At 62.3% G+C, this 19,963-nt stretch carries 24 protein-coding genes and 1 tRNA gene; 15 read left to right on the plus strand and 10 right to left on the minus strand.

Annotated elements, in window-relative coordinates:
- Positions 1-47: 47 nt before the first annotated feature.
- From ACFQJC_RS09855 to ACFQJC_RS09870, 4 genes are all read right to left on the minus strand, one after another.
- Positions 48-1,643, minus strand: a complete 1,596-nt coding sequence (locus ACFQJC_RS09855) for a GMC family oxidoreductase (protein ID WP_390223158.1) — start codon at positions 1,641-1,643, stop codon at positions 48-50.
- Positions 1,636-2,217, minus strand: a complete 582-nt coding sequence (locus ACFQJC_RS09860; RefSeq protein ID WP_390223159.1) for a gluconate 2-dehydrogenase subunit 3 family protein — start codon at positions 2,215-2,217, stop codon at positions 1,636-1,638. Before ACFQJC_RS09860 ends, ACFQJC_RS09855 begins: the two co-directional genes overlap by 8 nt.
- Positions 2,218-2,270: 53 nt before the next feature.
- Complete coding sequence (locus ACFQJC_RS09865; protein ID WP_390223160.1) at positions 2,271-3,002, minus strand: fumarylacetoacetate hydrolase family protein; 732 nt, start codon at positions 3,000-3,002, stop codon at positions 2,271-2,273.
- A gap of 94 nt (positions 3,003-3,096) precedes the next feature.
- Positions 3,097-3,747 (minus strand): hypothetical protein, encoded by a 651-nt coding sequence (locus ACFQJC_RS09870; protein ID WP_390223161.1) that lies wholly within the window; start codon positions 3,745-3,747, stop codon positions 3,097-3,099.
- A 100-nt stretch (positions 3,748-3,847) separates the two neighbouring features.
- On the opposite strand from ACFQJC_RS09870, the gene ACFQJC_RS09875 reads away from it, so the two are divergent.
- The 3 genes from ACFQJC_RS09875 (at position 3,848) to ACFQJC_RS09885 (ending at position 5,632) form a co-directional block, all read left to right on the plus strand.
- Positions 3,848-4,240, plus strand: coding sequence for a DUF7522 family protein (locus tag ACFQJC_RS09875; protein ID WP_465261454.1), 393 nt, complete (start codon positions 3,848-3,850; stop codon positions 4,238-4,240).
- An 81-nt stretch (positions 4,241-4,321) separates the two neighbouring features.
- Positions 4,322-5,038 carry a metal-dependent hydrolase gene (locus ACFQJC_RS09880; protein WP_390223163.1) on the plus strand — a complete coding sequence of 239 codons (717 nt, stop codon included), beginning with the start codon at positions 4,322-4,324 and terminating at the stop codon, positions 5,036-5,038.
- 195 nt (positions 5,039-5,233) lie between these two features.
- Positions 5,234-5,632: an OsmC family protein gene (locus ACFQJC_RS09885; RefSeq protein WP_390223164.1), complete on the plus strand. Its 399-nt coding sequence runs from the start codon at positions 5,234-5,236 to the stop codon at positions 5,630-5,632.
- A gap of 59 nt (positions 5,633-5,691) precedes the next feature.
- On the opposite strand, the gene ACFQJC_RS09890 is transcribed toward ACFQJC_RS09885, so the two are convergent.
- Together ACFQJC_RS09890 and ACFQJC_RS09895 are read right to left on the minus strand one after the other, a co-directional pair.
- Positions 5,692-5,835, minus strand: a complete 144-nt coding sequence (locus tag ACFQJC_RS09890; RefSeq protein WP_390223165.1) for a hypothetical protein — start codon at positions 5,833-5,835, stop codon at positions 5,692-5,694.
- A 112-nt stretch (positions 5,836-5,947) separates the two neighbouring features.
- A complete protein-coding gene (locus tag ACFQJC_RS09895; RefSeq protein ID WP_390223166.1) occupies positions 5,948-6,730 on the minus strand; it encodes an HAD-IIA family hydrolase in 783 nt (260 codons plus the stop codon).
- Between the two features lie 76 nt (positions 6,731-6,806).
- Here ACFQJC_RS09895 and ACFQJC_RS09900 point away from each other — a divergent pair, with 76 nt between their 5' ends.
- The 5 genes from ACFQJC_RS09900 to ACFQJC_RS09920 all read left to right on the plus strand — a co-directional run bounded on the left by ACFQJC_RS09900 (position 6,807) and on the right by ACFQJC_RS09920 (position 10,396).
- On the plus strand, positions 6,807-7,049 hold the full coding sequence (locus tag ACFQJC_RS09900; RefSeq protein WP_390223167.1) for a hypothetical protein: 243 nt from the start codon (positions 6,807-6,809) through the stop codon (positions 7,047-7,049).
- 105 nt (positions 7,050-7,154) lie between these two features.
- Entirely contained in the window at positions 7,155-7,940 is a 786-nt protein-coding gene (locus tag ACFQJC_RS09905) for a GTP cyclohydrolase III (RefSeq protein ID WP_390223168.1), read from the plus strand.
- A gap of 3 nt (positions 7,941-7,943) precedes the next feature.
- The gene (locus tag ACFQJC_RS09910) at positions 7,944-8,945 is read left to right on the plus strand and encodes a zinc-dependent alcohol dehydrogenase (protein ID WP_390223169.1); all 1,002 of its coding nucleotides are present in this window, start codon (positions 7,944-7,946) and stop codon (positions 8,943-8,945) included.
- 7 nt (positions 8,946-8,952) lie between these two features.
- Positions 8,953-9,330 carry a 6-pyruvoyl trahydropterin synthase family protein gene (locus ACFQJC_RS09915; RefSeq protein ID WP_390223170.1) on the plus strand — a complete coding sequence of 126 codons (378 nt, stop codon included), beginning with the start codon at positions 8,953-8,955 and terminating at the stop codon, positions 9,328-9,330.
- Between the two features lies 1 nt (position 9,331).
- Entirely contained in the window at positions 9,332-10,396 is a 1,065-nt protein-coding gene (locus ACFQJC_RS09920; RefSeq protein WP_390223171.1) for a glycosyltransferase family 4 protein, read from the plus strand.
- Between the two features lie 53 nt (positions 10,397-10,449).
- Here the strand turns inward: ACFQJC_RS09920 and ACFQJC_RS09925 are convergent, their stop codons facing one another.
- The gene (locus ACFQJC_RS09925) at positions 10,450-10,932 is read right to left on the minus strand and encodes a dihydrofolate reductase (RefSeq protein WP_390223172.1); all 483 of its coding nucleotides are present in this window, start codon (positions 10,930-10,932) and stop codon (positions 10,450-10,452) included.
- Between the two features lie 129 nt (positions 10,933-11,061).
- Complete coding sequence (locus ACFQJC_RS09930) at positions 11,062-11,331, minus strand: DUF7571 family protein (RefSeq protein WP_390223173.1); 270 nt, start codon at positions 11,329-11,331, stop codon at positions 11,062-11,064.
- A gap of 294 nt (positions 11,332-11,625) precedes the next feature.
- Between ACFQJC_RS09930 and ACFQJC_RS09935 the strand changes: the two genes are divergently transcribed.
- Positions 11,626-12,180 carry a DUF1643 domain-containing protein gene (locus ACFQJC_RS09935; RefSeq protein WP_390223174.1) on the plus strand — a complete coding sequence of 185 codons (555 nt, stop codon included), beginning with the start codon at positions 11,626-11,628 and terminating at the stop codon, positions 12,178-12,180.
- Positions 12,181-12,768: 588 nt separating this feature from the next.
- On the opposite strand, the gene ACFQJC_RS09940 is transcribed toward ACFQJC_RS09935, so the two are convergent.
- A tRNA-Ala gene (locus ACFQJC_RS09940) sits at positions 12,769-12,840 on the minus strand.
- Positions 12,841-13,005: 165 nt separating this feature from the next.
- Here ACFQJC_RS09940 and ACFQJC_RS09945 point away from each other — a divergent pair.
- The gene (locus tag ACFQJC_RS09945; RefSeq protein ID WP_390223175.1) at positions 13,006-13,293 is read left to right on the plus strand and encodes a translation initiation factor eIF-1A; all 288 of its coding nucleotides are present in this window, start codon (positions 13,006-13,008) and stop codon (positions 13,291-13,293) included.
- Positions 13,294-13,336: 43 nt separating this feature from the next.
- Here the strand turns inward: ACFQJC_RS09945 and ACFQJC_RS09950 are convergent, their stop codons facing one another.
- Positions 13,337-14,128 (minus strand): universal stress protein, encoded by a 792-nt coding sequence (locus ACFQJC_RS09950; RefSeq protein WP_390223176.1) that lies wholly within the window; start codon positions 14,126-14,128, stop codon positions 13,337-13,339.
- A gap of 122 nt (positions 14,129-14,250) precedes the next feature.
- On the opposite strand from ACFQJC_RS09950, the gene ACFQJC_RS09955 reads away from it, so the two are divergent.
- The 5 genes from ACFQJC_RS09955 (at position 14,251) to ACFQJC_RS09975 (ending at position 19,609) form a co-directional block, all read left to right on the plus strand.
- Positions 14,251-15,408: a right-handed parallel beta-helix repeat-containing protein gene (locus ACFQJC_RS09955; RefSeq protein WP_390223177.1), complete on the plus strand. Its 1,158-nt coding sequence runs from the start codon at positions 14,251-14,253 to the stop codon at positions 15,406-15,408.
- Positions 15,409-15,426: 18 nt separating this feature from the next.
- On the plus strand, positions 15,427-15,855 hold the full coding sequence (locus ACFQJC_RS09960; protein WP_390223178.1) for a universal stress protein: 429 nt from the start codon (positions 15,427-15,429) through the stop codon (positions 15,853-15,855).
- Positions 15,856-15,917: 62 nt separating this feature from the next.
- On the plus strand, positions 15,918-18,383 hold the full coding sequence (folP, locus tag ACFQJC_RS09965; protein ID WP_390223179.1) for a dihydropteroate synthase: 2,466 nt from the start codon (positions 15,918-15,920) through the stop codon (positions 18,381-18,383).
- A gap of 94 nt (positions 18,384-18,477) precedes the next feature.
- On the plus strand, positions 18,478-19,230 hold the full coding sequence (locus tag ACFQJC_RS09970; protein ID WP_390223180.1) for an NRDE family protein: 753 nt from the start codon (positions 18,478-18,480) through the stop codon (positions 19,228-19,230).
- A gap of 25 nt (positions 19,231-19,255) precedes the next feature.
- Complete coding sequence (locus ACFQJC_RS09975; protein ID WP_390223181.1) at positions 19,256-19,609, plus strand: helix-turn-helix transcriptional regulator; 354 nt, start codon at positions 19,256-19,258, stop codon at positions 19,607-19,609.
- Positions 19,610-19,963 lie beyond the last annotated feature (354 nt).

Genomic DNA, 19,963 nt, shown 5'->3' on the forward strand with positions numbered 1-19,963 from the left:
GTTCTTAAGGATGCGTACTCCGCTTCGACGTTCCGCTTCGTGAGAACTCAGGCGTCGAGCGCCTCTCGAATCGCCCCTGCGGTTCGAAGCGCGAGCGCCGCGATGGTGAGCGTCGGATTCATCGCTCCGCCCGTCGGAAACACGCTCGACCCGGCAATCCAGCAATTCGAGCAGTCGTGGGTGCGTCCCTCGGCATCGACCACGCTCGATTCGGGGTTCTCGCCCATTCGCGTCGTGCCCATGTGGTGGAACGCCGGGCCGGTGTTGTCGGGGCCGACCGTCCACTCGATATCGACGCCGAGTCCGGCCAGTACCTCGCGTTGAATCTCGTTCGCCCGCGAGAGCGCATCTTTGGTCCTCGAATCGACCGACCAGTGGACATCGGGAACCGGGTCGCCGAGGTCGTCGGTCGTCTCCGTATCGAGCGCGATGTAGTTGTCCTCGCGCGGGAGTTGTTCGACCAGCGCGCCCATCGAGATGTGGGTTCCGTAGGAGTCTCGCAACTCCCCGAGGAGTTCGTCACCCCACGTCTCCGCATTCAGGGCGTCGATGACCGGCGACGGCCCGGCGTAGTTGAGAAATTCAAGTTTGATGCCGTTGACGGGGTCGGCGTCGTCGTAGAACTGGTGGCACTCGCTGGTGTTGAAGCCGACGTGATTCTGTCGCGTGTCACGGTCGAGTCGGCCGCCCATACCCGCGAACAGGTGTTCCATGAAGAACTTACCCACGACACCGGAGGAGTTGGCGAGACCGTCGGGATGTTGGTCAGAGTCCGAGAGCAGGAGCAATCTGACGTTTTCGACGCCACCGCAGGCGAGGACGAACTGCCTCGCCGACTGTCGGTGCGTCTCGCCGTCCGGTGTCGTGTACGCCGCGGCGACGATTCGCTCGCCGGTCTCGTCGTGTTCGAGTCGCCGAACTCTCGCGCGGTCGATGACCGTCGCACCCGCTTGCTCGGCTTTCTCGACGTGCGATTCGGCGGTGTACTTCGCGCCCGACGGACAGACCGGTTTGCACGTCCCGAACCCTTGGCACGGGGCGCGGTCGTCGTAGGGTTCGGAGTTGCGCGCGTTCGGCACCGAGTGCATGTCGATTCCCAGTCGCTCGCAGGCCTCCGCGAAGATGGAGTCGCTGTGCGAGGGTGCAAACGCGGGGAGTGGATAGGGTTCGTCTCGCGGCGGCGCGTAGGGGTTATCGACCGCGCCCGCGACGCCGAGTTCGCGCTCGGCCTCGGCGTAGTAGGGTTTGAGGTCCGAATACGAGAGCGGCCAATCGACGCCGACGCCGTGGCGGGATTCGAGTTCGAAATCCCGTTCGTGGAGTCGCATCACCATCCCCTGCCAGTGGAGCGTCGTCCCGCCGACGCCCTTCACTCGCGCCGCGTTGAGCGGGTAGAACGCATCGCCAGTGGATGTGAATCGGTCGCGCGGTCCGCCCATCTCCCACGGGTTCCCGAGTCCGGGCCGGATGTGCCGGTCTAGCTGATTCCGCCTGCTCTCGTCGAACCGGCGTCCCGCTTCGAGGACGACGACGTTCGCGCCCGCCTCGGCGAGTCGGTGCGCGAGTATCCCGCCGGCGGGTCCCGCACCGACGATACACACGTCGGCGTCTGAGACGGGCGTCCTGTCGCGTTGCTCAGGCATCGTCCACCTCGTCGCTCACGCCGCCGTCCACCGCCCTCTCGTCCATCGACGCTCGCCGATAGCTCTCGGTCCCGCCACCGTAGCCGATTGGATTCTCGATACCGACGAGTTCGCCGCCCGTCGGCGACGCGTAGAACGCGTAGAGCAGTTCGTTCACGACGTGGAACCGAATCCGTTCGGAGAGCGTTCCGTCTGGAACGGGGTCCGCAGTGGGGGTCCCGAGTTGTCGAAGAAGCGTATCACGCGTCTCGGCGTCCAGCTCGGCGAAGGGCGCGTCGTGCCAGTCGCGGGCGACGGCGTCGAGGTCGGCGGCGGTCTCTGAAAAGCCAGACTCTCGGTCGTCGTCGCTCGCACGCCCGAGGACGTAGGTTTCGACGAACTCATCGACGCCTTCGACGCCGTTCGGGTAGACGACTTCGCCCGCGGCGACCATCGTCGCCACGGTATCGACGTTCGCTGACTCGCGTTGTCCGTCCGCAGTCGGCGGGTCGAAGGTCTCGACGAGCGCCGCCCCGCCGCTGACGAGTCCGAGACCGGCGAGCACGGCCAGCGCATCCCGTCGCGTCAGTCGCATTCGAACCGACTTAGGTTAGCCTAAACTTATGCGTTGTCGTCTGTGTCTCGACCTTACTCCTGTCGCACGTCGTGTTCGAGGACGCCGACGCCCTCGACTTCGACTTCGACGTGGTCGCCGTCTTCGAGCGGGCCGACGCCCTCGGGCGTGCCCGTGGAGATGACGTCGCCCGCTTCGAGCGTCATGTAGGTCGTAATCTCCTCGATGAGTTCCGGAATCGAGAAGATGAGATAGTCGATACTGGAGTCTTGGCGCGTCTCGCCGTTGACGCGCAGGGAGATTTGCGCGTCGTCAGCGAGGTGGTCTGGGTCGGCGACGACGGGACCGATGGGTGCCGCACCGTCGAACGCCTTCCCGCGAACCCAGTTCTTCTCGATGTCCTGGTCGTCGCGGTTCGAGACGTCGTTGAGGATGGTGTAGCCCGCGATGACCGAGTCGGCGTCTTCGGCCGCGACGTTGCGACACTGCTCGCCGATGACGACGCCGAGTTCGGCCTCGTGTTCGACGTTCTCCTTTCCTGCGGGGAGCGTGACGGTGTCGCCGTGGCCGGCGAGTGTGTTCGGCGGTTTGAGAAAGAGCATCGGGCGGTCCGGTACGTCCTCGTTGCGCTCTTCGGCGTGTTTGGCGTAGTTGCGGCCGATACAGACGATTTTCGACGGCTCACACGGCGGGAGGATATCGACTTCGTCGAGGTCGTACGTCTCGCCACCGAACGAGACCGAATCGCCGTGCCATTCGCCGCTTCGAACTGCCCCTGCGGGGTCGCGGAATCGAACGTGGTGCATGGCCGACGGGTCGAATGCAGGCGTGATAGGCTTTTACACTCTCTCGTTTCCCACCGGGTTTCGAATCGCCGGACGAGAGCGATTCGCCGACCAGTTATCGGTCCATCCACAGGTCGAGGCCGGCGAACAGACAGACGAGACCGAACGCGAAGGCGGCCGACGGCGCACCGATAGAGAGGTCGAACACCTGCCCGTAGAGAGCTATGGTGGCGAGTGCGACGGCGTAATAGCCCGCGCGGACGGCGAGTGATTGAGCGCGGGGTGCGGCCCGGGCCGTCGGCAGCGCGAGCAGTGCACCCGCCGTGAGTCCGCCGGAGACGACGATTGACCCGAGCAACCCGCCGCCGTTCGCATCGACGAACGCGCCGGCGAACGTCGAAAGCCCCAAGGTGGCGTTCAAGACGGCCGCGCGTCGGACGAGAAAGCCGTATCCAGCATCCCGCCCGAGTCCGAGACTGTTCTCCTCGATTCGGGTCCACGGTGGTCCCACCGAGACGAGACCGAGCCGGGATACCGCAATCGTCAGCGATGTTGCGGCCAGAGAAACGATTGCGGCGGTGCTCACCGCGACGGGCGTTCGAAGTGTCTGAAAGACTATCCACAGGCTCGGTAAGGCGAGCAGGAGTTGCTGGCCAAGCCCGAAGTAGATGAGTGCATCCAGCCACACGTCGAGTCTCCCGCGACGTTCGTCGAATCGCCGTCGCTGGTTCGTGTTCTGCCAGTACGACTCGTCCTGTGGAGACATACCCTCACTACGTGACTATCGGTTGATAAAATTCGGGTGGCATCTGAACTCATCGAATCGTCAGCCTAGGAGACTATGTATCATGGTGACAATACTCAGTATGGCTCTGCGTCTGGCAACTCGTCTCAAATCGTATTTCGAGGAACACACGAACGGGAATCTCCGCGGAGTCATCATGTACGACAGAGACTCGTTCAACGTGGTGTACCTCCGCGACGACGTCGCCGACGAATACACCGAACAGGGGTTCGAAGACGCAGTTGACGACTCTCGAATGGAGTCGCTCATGCGCCCCGTGTATCAAAATTTGCTCTCCGAAGACCACGGCGAGCTGGTCTGTATAACGAAGTGTTTCACCGGCGTCACGGAGATGAACTTCGTCGTCTCGGACGGCGTCGGAACGATCGTCTCGCTCGACTCGGACGCCTTGTTAGAGACAGATGGATTGGTTGCCGAGGCACAGCAAATCTTGTTGGACGAACAAGACGAATAGCGGCGTCTTCACCCGACGGAACCGGCCAGACCGCCCCCTGCGAATACCTTTTTGTGTATTTCGCCAGTAATTATGCCTGCTATGGAACTTACCTGGCACGGCCATTCCACGTGGTACGTCACCGTCGGAGACACCTCGCTTCTCATCGACCCGTTCTTCGACAATCCGTTCACGTCGCTCGACCCGAGCGACGTCGAGACGCCGGATTACGTCCTCTTGACGCACGGCCACGCAGACCACATCGCCCACGCGGGCGAGTTCGAGGGTGCGACCGTCGTCGGGACACCGGAACTCGTCGGCTACGTCGGCGACGAGATGGGCGTCGAAGAGACGATTGGGATGAACATCGGCGGCACCGTCGAACTCGGTGACGCCTACGTCTCGATGGTCCGGGCGGACCACACGAACGGCATCAACACGGGCTACGAGTTCGACGCCGGCGTGCCGGGCGGCTACATGATTAGCGACGCGAAACCGACTCAGAACTCGGACGAGGAATCGACGACGTTCTATCACGCCGGCGACACCGGCCTGATGACGGACATGCGCGAGATTTTCGGTGCGTACTACGAACCCGACGCCGCGGCGCTCCCGGTGGGCGACCACTACACGATGGGACCGTGGCAGGGCGCAGTCGCGGCCGATTGGCTCAACGTGGACCACGTCTTCCCGATGCACTACGACACCTTCCCGCCGATCGAAATCGACATCGACGACTTCGAGAAGGAGGTCAAAGCCGCCGGCAGCAGCGCCGAGGTTCACGTCCTCGACGGCGACGAGTCGTTCACGCTCGAATAGGTCGCGTTCGAACCGCCGCACGGTTCGCCATTTTTCTGTGAACAGGTGGTGCCGTTGGTCCGAAGGGTGTCCAATCTGTCGTAGATACCAGTAACATTCGCCGCAGAAAATCGACATCCGTCGCCGTGTTCAGGTCTCGCTCTCGGCGCGCGAGTGAACAAGATTTAGGAGCATTCAATTCCTCCGAGAAAACGAATGTCCGACATTCAGACCTCTACTGTCAGCGAGGAAGGCTTCGAAAGTACGAGTCAGGTTGGCGACTTCAACCTCCAGATCGACGCACTCGGCGAGACCGGACCGACGCCGAACGCGACGCTCGTCGCAACGTACGCGTCCTGTTTCCTCCCCGCATTCCGTGTCGGCGGGCAGAAGACGGGTAACGACGAACTCGGCAAGGTGCAGATCGACGCCGACGCAGAACTCGACGACTCCGACGACCTGACGGACATCGAGTTCGACATCTACGTCGAAGCAGACCTCTCGGACGACGAGTTCGCAGAGATTACGGAACTCGCAGAGGACATCTGCCACGTCCACGACGCGCTCAAGACGGACCTCCACGCAGACATCACCGTCGTCGGCGACGCGTTCTAACTGCGCGCGTACGTTCTTTTTTCAAAAGTAGCGACAGTCGGTGAGCGACCGCAGTACCGCTAGTACGGTGTTACTTCTCGACGCCGGTAGGCACGAAGGCTCATCGCTTGGCCCTCCATAATGATGACTTCTCGGTCACGGACTGGGTCATCGGTGGTCGCGTCGATTTGGTCACGGAAATACGGACTGTTCGGCTCTTCCATACTCATCCCTTCGTTCCGGACTATAAAAAGGTTTGTCAGACATTATCACACAAGATATCGTTCCCGAGACAATCACCAGTTCGAGGAGCACGTTCGCACGGCTGAACGTCGGTTACTCGACCAAGAGCGTCCGCAAGTCGCCGAGCGAGTCGAGGACGTGTGTCGGCGTGTACTCGCTTCGTGCGAGCGTTTCGTCGTCAGTGACGCCGGTCTTCACGAGCGCGGTGTCCATCCCGGCGTCGATGCCGAGTGCGATGTCGGTGTCGAGGCGGTCGCCGACCACGAGGATGTCTTCGGGAGCCACACTGAGCATATCGAGGATGAGTCCCTGCGTGACCGGCGACGGCTTGCCGAGAATCGCATCGGGGTCGCGGTCGGCGATGCCAGCGACGGCGCGAATGATTGCGCCCGACCCCGGAACGTCGCCCTCGTCGGTCGGGATGATGATATCGGGGTCGGTGCCGTAGAACAGCGCCCCGTCGTGGAGTGCGACGTGGGCGTCTCGCAAGTCGTCGTAGTGGAAGTCGCGGTCGATGCCGACGACGACGACGTCGGGGCTGTCGTCCGCGGCGACGAGTTCCAAGCCGGCGTCGCTGAGCTGGTCGCAGAGACCGGGTTCGCCGAGACAGAACACCCGGTCGTCTGCGTGGTTGGAGACGAGGTACGACGTGGTCGCTGTCCCCGAAGTGACGATTTCGCTCGCATCGACCTCGATACCGGCGCGTGCCAATCGTTCTTCGTAGGCGGGCGGTGCCTTGACCGGGTTGTTCGAGACGAAGATTCGCTTCGCACCGTGTTCGGCAATCGCGGCGAGTCCGTCGAGCGCGCCGGGAATCGCTGTCTCACCGCGAACGACCGTTCCATCGACGTCGAGGACGACCCCTCGGTACTGCATCGGTCCCCGGTAGGGACGCTCCCCGGTTGAAGCTTCGCCTGTGAACAATTATGTTAATTGGTAACGTACACCATGTATGGTATCGACTGGGAGACAACTGCTCGGACGGGTTCGCCGGCCCGCGACGGGCAACGCCGCGATGGGGGTGTTCGGGCTGGTGGTGGCGGTGGGTGCACTCTTTTTGACGTACTCGCTGGTGTCGTCGATGGCGGACGCCATGCCGCTCCTCTCGACGACGGCCATCGTCTTTCTCGGCATCGGCATGTGGCTCGTCGTGTGGGTGGTACTCGATATGGCAGCGAGTCGATTCCGCGCATAACGGACGAGAACGGTCGAAAACAGTCGGTTCGGGCGACGTTCTGTACAACCGGTTCAGTCGTCGCAGAACCAAAGAACGATATGCGCTTGCCTCCACTCACATACCGTGACGAACACGCAGCTGACGCTCGTCCAAATCGATAACTACGGGCCGTGGACGGTCACGCCGGACCCACGGCGGGAGATGGACCTCCAGACGCTCCAGTCGAGACTCTTTGCCGACTTGGCACAGTTCGTCGGCGCTCGGGACGGGTACGTCTTCTTTACCCGCTTCGACAACATGGTCGCGGTCACCAACGGGTTGGACCACGCCGACCACGAACTGTTGCAAGAGTCGATTGGGAACCGCTACCCGGTGACGATTAGCCTCGGTGTCGGCGTCGATAAGAACCCCGCCGTCGCCCTCGAACGCGCGACCGACGTGGTCCAGCGCGCCGGCAGCGCACAAGACGGCGACCGTCGAGAAGTCCTCGCGGGCGATACGATTCCCGACGCGGACCGCACCGATGGCGACGTCCAAATCGCTCACTTCGACGTGAACGACGCGACGGGCAAGTACACCGACCGCCTCAACGAGTTCGATACGTTCATCCACATCGAACAGGGCTACGCATCGCTCATGCGCCACCTCCGCGAAGAACACGGCGCGCTCTCGTTCTTCGTCGGCGGCGACAACATCATCTCTGTGACGCCCGACCTCTCCGAGGCCGACTACCGCGCGGCCATCGAACACGTCGAAGCCGAAGCAGACGTCGAACTCAAAGTCGGCGTCGGCACCGCCTCGAACGCCCACGAAGCAGGCTTCGCCGCCAAGCACGCGCTCGAAGACTGCCGCCATCTTGGAACGACCGTCGAATTCGCAACCGAACCCGCAGAAATCGCAGACGACTAACCCATGCGCGGGCGGGCAGTCTACTTCGTCGGACCGAAACACGTCGAAGTCCGTGACCGCGACGTGCCCGACCCGGACTCGAACGAAGTCCGCGTCGAGACCCGCCTCTCCGCAGTCAGCGCTGGCACCGAACGCCTCATCTACCGCGGCGAAGCACCCACGTCGCTCTCGGCCGACGAATCCATCACGTCGCTCGACGGCGACCTCTCGTTTCCACTTCGGTACGGCTACGCCGCCGTCGGCGAAATCGACCGCGTCGGCGACGATATCTCGCCGTCGCTCGTCGGCACGCGCGTCTTCGCGTTCAACCCCCACGAGAGTCGATTTCTCGCCGAACCGCAGTCGCTCAGGTTCATCCCCCAGGACGTGAGCGACGAGCGCGCCGCTCTCTTGCCGACGATGGAGACGGCGGTCAACTTCGTGATGGACGGCAACCCGCTCATCGGCGAGCGCGTCACCGTCTTCGGACAGGGCGTCGTCGGTCTCGTGACGACGGCGCTCCTCTCGAAGTTCCCGCTGGAACGGCTCACCGTCGTCGATAGAATCCCCGAGCGACGACGACTCGCACTCGAATTCGGTGCCGACCGCGCACGCTCCCCCGAGGAGTTGGGCGACGACGAGTTCGGCCGCTCGGACCTCACGTTCGAACTCTCGGGCAACCCGAGCGCACTGGACGACGCGCTCGACGTGACGCGATACCACGGCCGCGTCATCGTCGGGTCGTGGTACGGCACGAAACCCGCGACGCTCGACCTCGGTGGGCGATTCCATCGCTCGCGCATCAACGTCGAGAGCAGTCAGGTGAGCACTATCGACCCCGACCTCCGAGGACGGTGGGACACCGACCGACGGTTCGGTCTCGCGTGGGACCACCTGCGTGACCTTCGGCTCGACGCGCTGGTCACCCACCGAATCGACGTGTCGAACGCGCCGCAGGCCTACCAGTTGCTCGAAGACGACCCCGACGAAGCCGTGCAAATCCTCTTTACCTACGGCAGTAATTGAGGTGAGTATGTATCGCGTGTCGGTTCGCAGAGAGGTCATCGCACAGCACTATCTCACCGTTCCGAACCCCGGTCCTGAGGGGGAATTACACTCACACGCATTTCTCGTCGAAGTCGAACTCTCTGGCTCTGAACTCAACGAATTCGGCTATCTGGTCGATATCGACGACGTGAAAGCCGCCCTCGACGGGACGCTCGACCGATACCGCGACGAGACGATGAACGACCTGCCGGAGTTCGAAGGGAAGAACCCGAGCGTCGAACGCTTCGCACGGTTCGTCTGCGAGCGATTCGTCGATGCCGCGACCCTCGACGGGACCGAGCGCGTCTCCGTCCAGATTTGGGAGGACGACACCGCGAGTGCGACGTACGAGACGACGGTCTAACGTGCACGTTGGATTCGTCATCTACGGGCCGCTCGACACCCGTTCAGGTGGCTACCGCTACGACTTCGAACTCGTCCGTGGACTTCGTGCGGCGGGCGACCAGGTGACGATTATCTCCCTTCCCGAGCGCCCCTACGTCCACCGACTGCGCGACAATTTTGCAACCACACGACGACTCTGTGACCTCGACGTGGACGTGTTGCTCCAAGACGAGTTGTGCCACCCGTCGCTGGCGTTCGTTAACTCTCGTCTCGACGATGACGTGCCCATCGTCTCCGTCGTCCACCACCTCATGGCGATGGAGCAGCAACATCCGTGGCGACAACGACTGCGGAAAGGTATCGAAACTCGCTACCTGCGCTCTGTCGATGCGTTCGTGTTCAACAGCGAGACGACGAGAGCCACTGTCGAGACCCGAACGTCACCGAGACAGAGCGTCATCGCACTCCCGTCGGGCGACCGGTTTTCGGACGCGGGAGTCCCGCTCGACGAAGCGACGATTCGGGCGCGCGCCGAAGAGGGACCGCTTCGAATCGTCACCGTCGGCAACCTCGAACCGCGGAAGAACGTCCACGGACTCGTTCACGGACTCGGGCGCGTGCCGGGCGACTGGGAGTTGGCCGTCGTCGGGGCGGCCGTGGACGCCCGCTACGAACAGGCGCTTCGAAGACTCGCGTCCGAATTGGGCGTCGCCGACCGCGTGATGTTCACCGGGCGTCTCTCCGACGACGACCTCTCTGACACGTTTCGTCGGTCACACCTCTTCGCACAGCCGTCGCAGTACGAAGGGTTCGGTATCGCCGCGTTGGAGGCGATGGGCTTCGGCCTCCCGGCGCTCGTCTCGACCAACGGCGGCGCACAGGAACTCGTCACGCATCGCCGCGACGGCTTTCTTGTCGATCCGTCGGACCCGTCAGAGATCACCGATTTCGTCGCGCCGCTCTGTCGGAACCGGACACGTCTCGTCTCGCTATCGCTCGCGGCACGTGAGCGGTTTTCGGAGCACAACTCGTGGGACGAGACGGCGAACACGGTTCGTGAGTTCTTGGTCGAGTTGGTCGAGTGAGTGGTCGCATAAGTTGGTCGAGCGAGTTCGTCAACCGAGTTCCTCGGACGAGATTACTCGTCGCTTCGGACCCACTCTTGCAGCGTGAATCGGTCGTACTCCGTCTCCGATTCGAGTTCCCACTCGTCTTCGTCCCACTCTGGATAGTAGGTGTCCCCCTCGTACTCGCCGGGGACCCGACTGAGCACCATCCGGTCGAGGTGCGGTTGAAAGAGGTCGTAGATTCCAGCGCCGCCGATGACGTATGCGGTCTCCGCGCCGAGTGACTCGGCGATTTCGACCGCTTCTTCGACGCTTCGTGCGTGGTGGGCGGTGTCCGTGTCGAACTCCCGTTCGCTTCGACTGAGGACGATTTGGGCGCTCCCCGGCAGGTCGTCGAGCATCGACTCGAACGTCTTTCGCCCCAGAATCACGGGGTCGTTAGCGATTCGCTCGCGGTACTGTCGCTTGTCCTCGGGGATGCTCGGCCACGGGAGTTCGCCGTCGATTCCGATGACGTTGTCGTCGGCGAGGGCGGCGACGGAGACGAGTTTCATGACCGAAACGTTGGCGTCGCCGTGGAAAACCGTTGTGACGCGTCTCTCGTGTCACCCCCTGACGCCTCTCTTGCCGTCGCTCGATTCGATTGTAGTCGCAGAAAAGCGGTGTCGAGAGCGTGTTACCGCTCAGGTCGAGACAGCATCGCAGTTCCACCCGGGGTCCTGACCAGTCTGGCTGATGAGGTCGGACCGGCACGCAGGGCAGTAGTCGGGCGTGTCAGATTCGCTCCGAGGGACGTAGACGCCCCCGCCGCACTCCACACAGGCATCGGCAACGATGGTCGTACAGTCCGCGCAGACGTAGAAGTCGTCAACTGTGAGGTCGCGCAGCGCTTCGAGTTGTTTGTCCAAGATGTACTCGTCGATGACCGCCTGACAGCTTTGGCACGGCTTCATAACGATACAGCGTGCTATATGAGAACGTTGCACATATATCTGTCGCCGCGAACGTCTACCAGAGATGAGTGTCTCCGTCGAGAAGAGCCGTCGCTCGCAGTTGTAAGTGCAGACGGTTTAGGTTAGTCAGCGTATGGCTCACGTGGAAACCACGCGAGTCGAAAGGTGCTTTCCAACCGTGCCGTCTGCGTTGTTCTCACCGCTTTGGGTTGAAAAGGCCTCCGATGCTCGGATTGGGCTGTCGTCGAGGTGCCACAACCGTATTCGGGCTTGGGCGCGTCTCTGTGGGGGTAGATGTCTCGAACTATTGGAGTTCAGGGAGGTGGAGAGTCGTCCGAATTGGTCGTCCAGCGGAGTTCCAACGAGACGTACACCGACATGGGGGCGGTGTGCAGCGCCGATGGTCTGTATCGGTACTCCCTCTGGCGCGAGTGGGACGACTCGAAGCCGACGATTGGCTGGATTATGGCGAATCCGAGTGTCGGCGACGGGTTTCGAGACGACCAGACGCTCAGGCTGGTTCGGGGATTCTCAGCGCGATGGGGGTTCGGGCGGTTCGTCGTCGGGAATCTGTTCGGGTTCGTTTCGCAGGAGCCTGCCCGGTTGGAAGAAGTGGACGACCCGGTTGGGTCGGAGAATGATGCGTTTCTGCGTGGGATTGTCGAGGAATCGGCGTCAGTTGTCGTGGCGTGGGGCGACGTTGGGGATAGATTTGGGCGGCCAGTAGAGGCTGTGGAGATGTTGGATGTGGAGTTGTACGCGCTTTGCGTGTTACGGAGTGGGAATCCGGGGCACCCGATAGGAAAGCAGACAGCTACCACACCCAGCCCGTTTCGAATACGGGAGTGACGGGTGTTGGTTATCTTCCACCAAGGGGCCCGGCCGCAGTGAGCCCTCCAACTGCAACTGCACCGATGAGCGCGTTCGCTGTGCGCGACTTTCAGGAGTTCAAATTCACGCGCCCGCCCTGTGGACGCTCAGCTCGTCAATTTCTTCACTTCGTTCAGAAATGGACTCGCCGGGACTGAGCAAACGGATGGTTTGCGAAGGTCGTGAACGAAGTTCACGGGACTCCCGCGAGCAATGTGAGACGACAGAGTCGTCTCACTGGCCATGCGGGCGACTTTCATGTCGCCCGCAGACGCAGCGAGTGGGAGTACGGCAAGACTCCGTCTTGCCGGGATTTGAACCCGGAGAAAGACGTGCTCGCTCACTGCGTTCGCTGTGCGCGACTTTCAGGAGTTCAAATCCCGTCTCGAACAGGCATCAGTTCAGTCACCACAGAATTGACTCGGCGGCCTCCTGACGGAGGCACGCCTCGTAGGGTGGTGGTGACAGAAATTGATGGACTCGCCGGGACTCCCGCGAGCGGAGCGAGTGGGAGTACGGCGAGTCCACGAACGACTGGAGGGAGTGAAACGACCGAAAGGATGTGAGTGGACTCGCCGGGATTTGAACCCGGGGCCTCTCCCATGCCAAGGGAGTGATCTACCCCTGATCTACGAGCCCTCAAACGCATCCCTCACTTTCCCGCTGGGATAAATAAGGGCTTCGAATCGACCGACCCCTGCCACGGTGTCCCGGTGTGACATTCGTCCACTGAAATACGACGTTCGATTCACAGTTTGGTACAACATACCATGATTTATCATGCTCCGGTTCCATTAGAGTTGGATGACTTCTGAATCCGGGCAGCCGACGATTCGCTTGCCAACGGGGACCGAGGTGTTCGCGGTGGTGTCCGAACTTTCCGGGTTCGGAGGTGTTCGCCTCGAATGCAGCGATGGAAAGGACAGGGTCGGCAGAATTCCCGGCACGATGCGGAGACGAAGCTGGGTCACCGAAGGCGACCTCGTACTCGCCGACCCGTGGAGTTGGGAAGACAACCGAGCCGACGTGACGTGGCGCTACGACGACGCCTCCGCGTTGCATCTGCGAACGAAGGGCGTCGTGGCGATTTAGCCCCACGAACTCGGGATTTTCTGCGGGTACACCATAGGGCGTCCTACCGCACGACAGTCACCGGTACCGGTGACCGTCTCGCAACCGATTCGGCGACGCTCCCGAGTAAGATTCGAGACGCTCCTGAGCGACCGTGACTCCCGACGATTACGTGGTCGATGTCGTTCGCGGTGACGTAGTCCAGAATCGCGCGTGCTGGTTTCGTGCCGTCTCTCTCCTCGCTGACGGCTCGCACTTCGACGCCGTGTTCCCGCGCCTTCTTTCGTGCATCGTCCACCAACCTCGCCGCTTCGTCGGCGCTCTCGTGGTGTCGTCGCCTCGATTCGACGACGTGCAAGACAGTGAGTTCTGCATCGGGGAAACTGGCCAGTGCGTATTCGAGCGCCCTCTGTGACTGTTCAGAGTGGTCCAGCGCGACGAGATACCGTACCGACCCGTGACGTTGCTTCGGGCGGACGATAGTGACGGGGACCGGCGCTCGTCTCGTCACTCGCTTTGCGACACTTCCGAGGAGAATTCGTGCGTCGTGGTCTCTGCCGTGACTCCCAATCACGATTTCGTCCACGTCGTTCTCGTCACAGTACTCGACGATTTCCCGACCCGGATGCCCCACTCGCGTCTCGGTTCGTACCGGAATTCGTCGTTCTTCGACGAGGTTCACGAGTTGGGTAAAGAGTCGGTCGGGGTGGAGTTCGTCGTCGTCCGCAGTGGTGTACCGCGGGTCGATGACGTAGAGGAGTGTCAGTTCGCTATCGGGGAACGTCTCCATCGCGTGTTCGACTGCCTCCACTCCGAGGGGGCCACCATCTATCGGCACGAGTACCTTTCGGGTCATCGAAGGGAGTACGGCGTCTTCAGAGATAGGAATTGTCAGCGATGTGAATACTGTCTGTGGGTTCGGACACTCTGGAGAGTGGTGAAAAAGACCCTATGTGCGGTGTCGTGTACATTTGCACAATGGTGAGTTCCGCAGACCACTGGCGAGCAGTCGCCCTCGTCGCCGTCCTTAGCGTCGCTAGTGCCGGTTTTTGGCTGGTCGGCGGCGGCACAGTGGCTGGCGTGCAGCAACCCGAGACCATCGCTTCCTGTACCACGATTACCGAACCGGGGCGCTACACCCTCAGCGCCGACATTACGGACAGCCGGGTAGACACCTGCATCAACATCCAATCGGACGACGTCGTCCTCCTCGGTCGCGGCCATCGCATCGACGGCGTGGGCGCATTCGGAACGGCCGGCGTCATCGTCCGTTCGAACGGCGACCCACCGCTCAGAAACGTCACGGTTCGGAACGTGAGCGTCACCGACTGGGACGACGGTATCCGCTACATCGGCGTGACCGACGGCGCGGTCGTCGGAACGACGACGGCGAACAACCGCGTCGGGCTATCGCTCCTCAACGCCCGCGACAACCGACTCGCGGAAAACGTCGCCCGCGACAACCGACTGCGAGGCATCTCGCTACTCGAATCTAGTGCGAACAACACGCTCGTCGGCAACAATGCATCCAACAACGACCTGTTCGGCATCCACCTCGTCGAGGCCGGGGCGAGCAACAATACGGTCGCAAACAACACGGCTTCGAACAACGAGTTCGGTATCGCGCTCATCGGCGCACAGAGTAACACCCTCAGGTCGAACACCGCGAACGGAAACCAAATCGCCGGTATCTGGCTGTCTACCGCCGAAAACAACCGCCTCGTCCGAAACTCGGTGTCGAATCGGTTCTACGGAATCTTCCTCGCCGACCTCTCCAGCGGAAACACGATTACAGACAACACGGCAGAGTCGAACGCGGTCGGCATTCGACTTCGCTCCAGCGACGAGAATCGAATCGTTGACAACGCGGTCGTATCGAGTAGCGACAACGGGATTCTCCTCATTTCGAGCGACCGGAACGTAGTCACGGGGAACACCGGTTCCAACAACGCACGCGATATCACGCTTATCAGTTCGACTGGGAACTCAGTGGGGAATAATTCGGTTTCGATGACACACGCGCGCCCTGTTTTCAACACAGCCGCAAGAGAGTCCCACCGAACAGCGAGTACGACAGGTTCATCTCACCGATTCATTCCCACACTCGAAGAACCGCCGACTCACTTCAAGTGTTAACGAGACGAAACTACGTCCATGTACAGGGAGATACTCGTCCCGACCGACGGGAGTCCGGCGACCGTGAACGCACTCAAACACGCCAAAGAACTCGCAGGGCCGGAATCGACGATTCACGCGCTGTCGGTCATCGACCAGCGCATCTACCTCGCGGCCGGTGGCGACCAACAGGACGCGGTGATTCAGTTCCTGCGCGAGGACGCCATCGACGCGGTGGACGACGTCGTCGATGAGATACCGCGGACGGTACAGACGACGGAGGCAATCCGCGAGGGCGTCCCGCACCGGGTCATCCTCGAATACGCGGACGAGCACGATATCGACGTTATCGTGATGGGGACCCACGGGCGGACTGGCCGCGACAAACTGGCCGCGCTCGGGAGCGTGACCGAACGGGTGGTCGAGAACACGCACTGTCCGGTACTGGTCGTCCACATCGACCGATAATTTCGGGAGAAGACGCCGCCCCGGAGCGTTAGGCCTAAGCCGTCCCTGCGGGTTTTTCGCGTATGGAGTACCACGAGGCGGTCAACTTCCTCTTCGACCTCCGGCGCTTCAAAATCAAGCCCGGAACCGAGTCGATTCGGCGGTTACTGGCGTACCTCGGAGACCCGCACGAGGGCGTCTCGTTCGTTCAAATCGCCGGGTCGAACGGCAAGGGAAGCACCGCCCGAATGCTCGAATCGATGCTCCGCGAGAGCGGGCGGAGCGTCGGTCTCTACACCTCGCCACACTTCGACGACGTGCGCGAACGGGTCCGCGTCGATGGGCGGGAGATTCCCGAGTCCGCGCTCTGCGAGTTCGTCGCCGAAGCCAAACCCTACTTGGTAAAGCGCGCCGCCGACGGCGACCCAATCACTTTCTTCGAGGCGATGACCGCACTCGGCATCTGGTACTTCGCCGAGGCGGACGTGGACGTCGGCGTCCTCGAAGTCGGTATGGGCGGCGAGCTGGACGCGACGAGCGTCGTCGAACCCGTCGCCAGCGCGGTGACGAACGTCTCGCTCGAACACACGGCCGTCCTCGGCGACACCATTGAAGAAATCGCCCGGACGAAAGCCGCCGTCGCGCCCGCGAATGCACCGCTCGTCACCGGCGCAACGGGGGAAGCACTCGACGTCATCCGCGACGAAGTCGGCGACGTTCGAACCGTCGGCGAGGCGGGGAGTGACGCCGACGTACAGGCCGAATACGAGGGCTGCACTTCACACCAAGAGAGTGCCGTCGCACTCGATATCGACGGCGACCACCTCGACGTTCGAATCCCTCTCCTCGGCCGATATCAGGCGCAGAACGCCGGTATCGCTGTCGAACTCGCGCGCCAGTTTACGGGCGGAGCCGACGCCGCGGGCGCTATCGGCACCGACGCGATTCACCGCGGGCTTCGAAAGGCCTACTGGCCCGGCCGGTTCGAGGTCATGTCCACCGACCCGCTGGTCGTCCTCGACGGCGCACACAACCCCGGCGCGTTCGCCGAACTCGCCACCGTGCTCTCGGATTTCGACTACGAGAACCTGCACCTCGTCTACGGCGCGATGCACGACAAGGACCACCGCGAGATGGTCTCGGAACTCCCCGAGGTCGCCTCCGTCGTGACCTGCCAGGCCGACATCTCGCGGGCGGAATCGACCGAAATCCTCACGAAGGTGTTCGAAGATGCCGGGATTCCAGACGTTTCCGCCGAACCCGCCGTTTCGACCGCACTCGAACGGGCGTGTGAACGCGCCGAGCCGAACGACTGCGTGCTCCTCTCGGGGTCGCTCTACTGTGTCGCCGAGGCGCGAACCGCGTGGACGCGCGCGCTCGTCCCGAAGACGCACCGAACGCTCGCCGAGGCGAACGAGACGCTCGAAGGCGCGCACGTCGATGCAGAGACGTTCGAGACGACCCACGGCGCGGGCGTCCATCGCGTGATTCGAACCCGCGTCCAACAGCGACAGGCCCACCTCATCAGAGAGGATATGCTCGCCGTCGGCGGCGAGTGTGCAATCTCCGGGGCCACGTCGGCGGGCGAACTCATCGACGTGGTTCTGATGGGGACCGTCGCACAGTTCGACCAGTTGGTCGAGCGGTTGGACGGCCGACCACACGGCCTTCCCGAACTCGCGGACAACCTCCGGGCGCAACTCGGCTTCGAAGCCGACGACGACCACGGCTACCCGTGGGACGACCGGACCGCAGTCATGGGCATTCTGAACGTCACGCCCGACAGTTTCCACGACGGTGGCGAGTTCTACGATATCGACGCGGCCGTCGAGCAAGCACGGGCGATGGTCGATGCGGGCGTCGATATCATCGACGTCGGCGGCGAGAGCACCCGCCCCGGCGCGGAGGAGGTGCCCGTCGAAGAAGAGATTCGGCGCGTCGCGCCCGTCATCGAAGCCATCGCCGACCTCGACGTGCTCGTCTCGGTCGATACGCGAAAAGCCAGTGTCGCCGAGGCGGCACTCGACGCGGGCGCAGACATCCTCAACGACGTGACCGGTCTCGAAGACCCCGAAATGCGCTTTCTCGCCGCCGAGCGCGACGTGCCGATAATCGTCATGCACAGCATCGACGCGCCGGTGATTCCGGACAAGGACATCGACTACGACGACGTGGTCGAGGACGTCATCGACGAACTCTCCGAACTCGTCCTCCTCGCCGAGAAGGCGGGGGTTCCACGGCGAAACATCATCGTGGACCCCGGTCTCGGCTTCGGCAAATCGAAGGCCGAGAACTTCGAACTACTCGGTCGCGCGGACGAGTTCCGCGCGCTCGGGTGTCCGATTCTCGTCGGTCACTCCCACAAGTCGATGTTCTCGCTCGTCGGCGAAAAGCCGGGCGACAACCTCGCGGCGACCATCGCCGGGACGACCATCGCCGCCGACCGAGGTGCGGATATCGTCCGCGTCCACGACGTGCCCGAGAACGTCGCGGCCGTGAACGTCGCGCTCGCGGCGCAGGACCCGAGTCGATTCACCGACGGCGAGTAACCGAAGAGTAGTCGAGGTCGAATCGCTGAGGTCGAACTGCTCCGATTCCTCCGCGAGACAGACGTTTTTCCGCACAGACTCCGTATCGCTACCCGTGTGCACACTCATCCTCGCGTGGCAGGTGTTTCAGGACGCGCCGGTCGTCGTCGCCGCCAACCGTGATGAACTGCTCGACAGGCCCGCCGAACCTCCTCAGCGCTGGACCGACGGTGAGGGGCCGGCCATCGTCGCCCCCCGTGACTCGGAAGCGGGCGGCACGTGGGTCGGCTACAACGACGAGGGTGTCTTCGTCGGCATCACGAACCGCTGGGTCGAAGTAGAGGGCGGTGGCGAGCGCTCGCGTGGGCACCTCGTCCGCGACGCGCTCAGGCACGAGACGGCAGAGGACGCCGCCCGATTCGTCGAGCGGAGCGTCCGCGACCACACCTACGACGGGTTCAACCTCGTCGTCGCCGACGAGAACGCCGCACTGTTGTTCGAGTGGGACGGCGTGCTCTCGGTGCGGAACTTCGACCCCGGCGTCAACGTCGTCGTCAACGTCGGGACGCAAGACTCGTGGTACGTCCCCGCAGAGCGACCCGAAGTCGGCGAGCAGCAGGCGAACAACGCCGGGCGCGTATGGGAGACGCTACAGGTCGAACCCGGCGAGTCGATGGAGTCGTGGCGCGAGCGAGCGAGGAACGTCCTCGGCGACCACGAGTTCGGCGTCTGCGTACACGACCCTGACGGGCGATTCGGCACGCGTTCGTCCTCGGTGATTACGCTCGGAAAGGGAGGGTTCGAGTACGAGTTCGCCGACGGCCCGCCCTGTGAGACCTCGTTCGAACCGGTCGAACGTCAGCATTAAATCGCTTGCCCGACGTGTACGTGATATGAGCGTGAGCGAAGCCGAATCCGAACTTTCCTCCGATGAGTACGCAGGGCTCGAACTCATCCGCGAGACGGGTGGCATTCACCAGAGCGATTTCTGGAAGGAACTGGACATCTCCTCCCGCAAGGGGAGCCGTATCGCGGACGTGCTGGAATCGGTCGAGCTTATCAAGCGCACGCAGACCGTCTACAACGGCCACACGACCTACTACCTCGAACCCACCGCGCGCGACCTCGACTTCTCGATGCTGATGGCCGGCGACATGCTCTCGCCCTTCATCGGCGAAGAAGAGATCAACCCGAACAGTAACGCGTTCTCGCAGTGGCTGATGAACCTCGCCTACGACAGTTACTAAACGCGCTCGCGGTCGATTCTCTGTCTCCATGGATGCGAGACGCATCGCTGTCTGTCTCAGTTAGGTTGATTTGAAAATTCCGTCCGTCGCTAATTTGCTAGCGCCTGCTGAATATAGAATGGGTACTCTTCACGGAAAGGGTGGAAGTGTATACTGAGTGGCAAAATATTCATGCGACTGTCTGTTGGGTATCTCTATGGCCGATTTTCTCCGTGTCGGGATGGGCTTGCAATCGTGGCGATGGGTGCGTTAGCCGCGGTGAATCACCCTCTTGTAGACAAAATCAGGCGCGCCTCGAGAACGATGGGGACCAAACAAAGTGCAGCCGATGTCGAGATGAGTGAAGACTCCATA

This window comes from Haloferax namakaokahaiae (assembly GCF_042663225.1).
GTDB classification, from domain to species: domain Archaea; phylum Halobacteriota; class Halobacteria; order Halobacteriales; family Haloferacaceae; genus Haloferax; species Haloferax namakaokahaiae.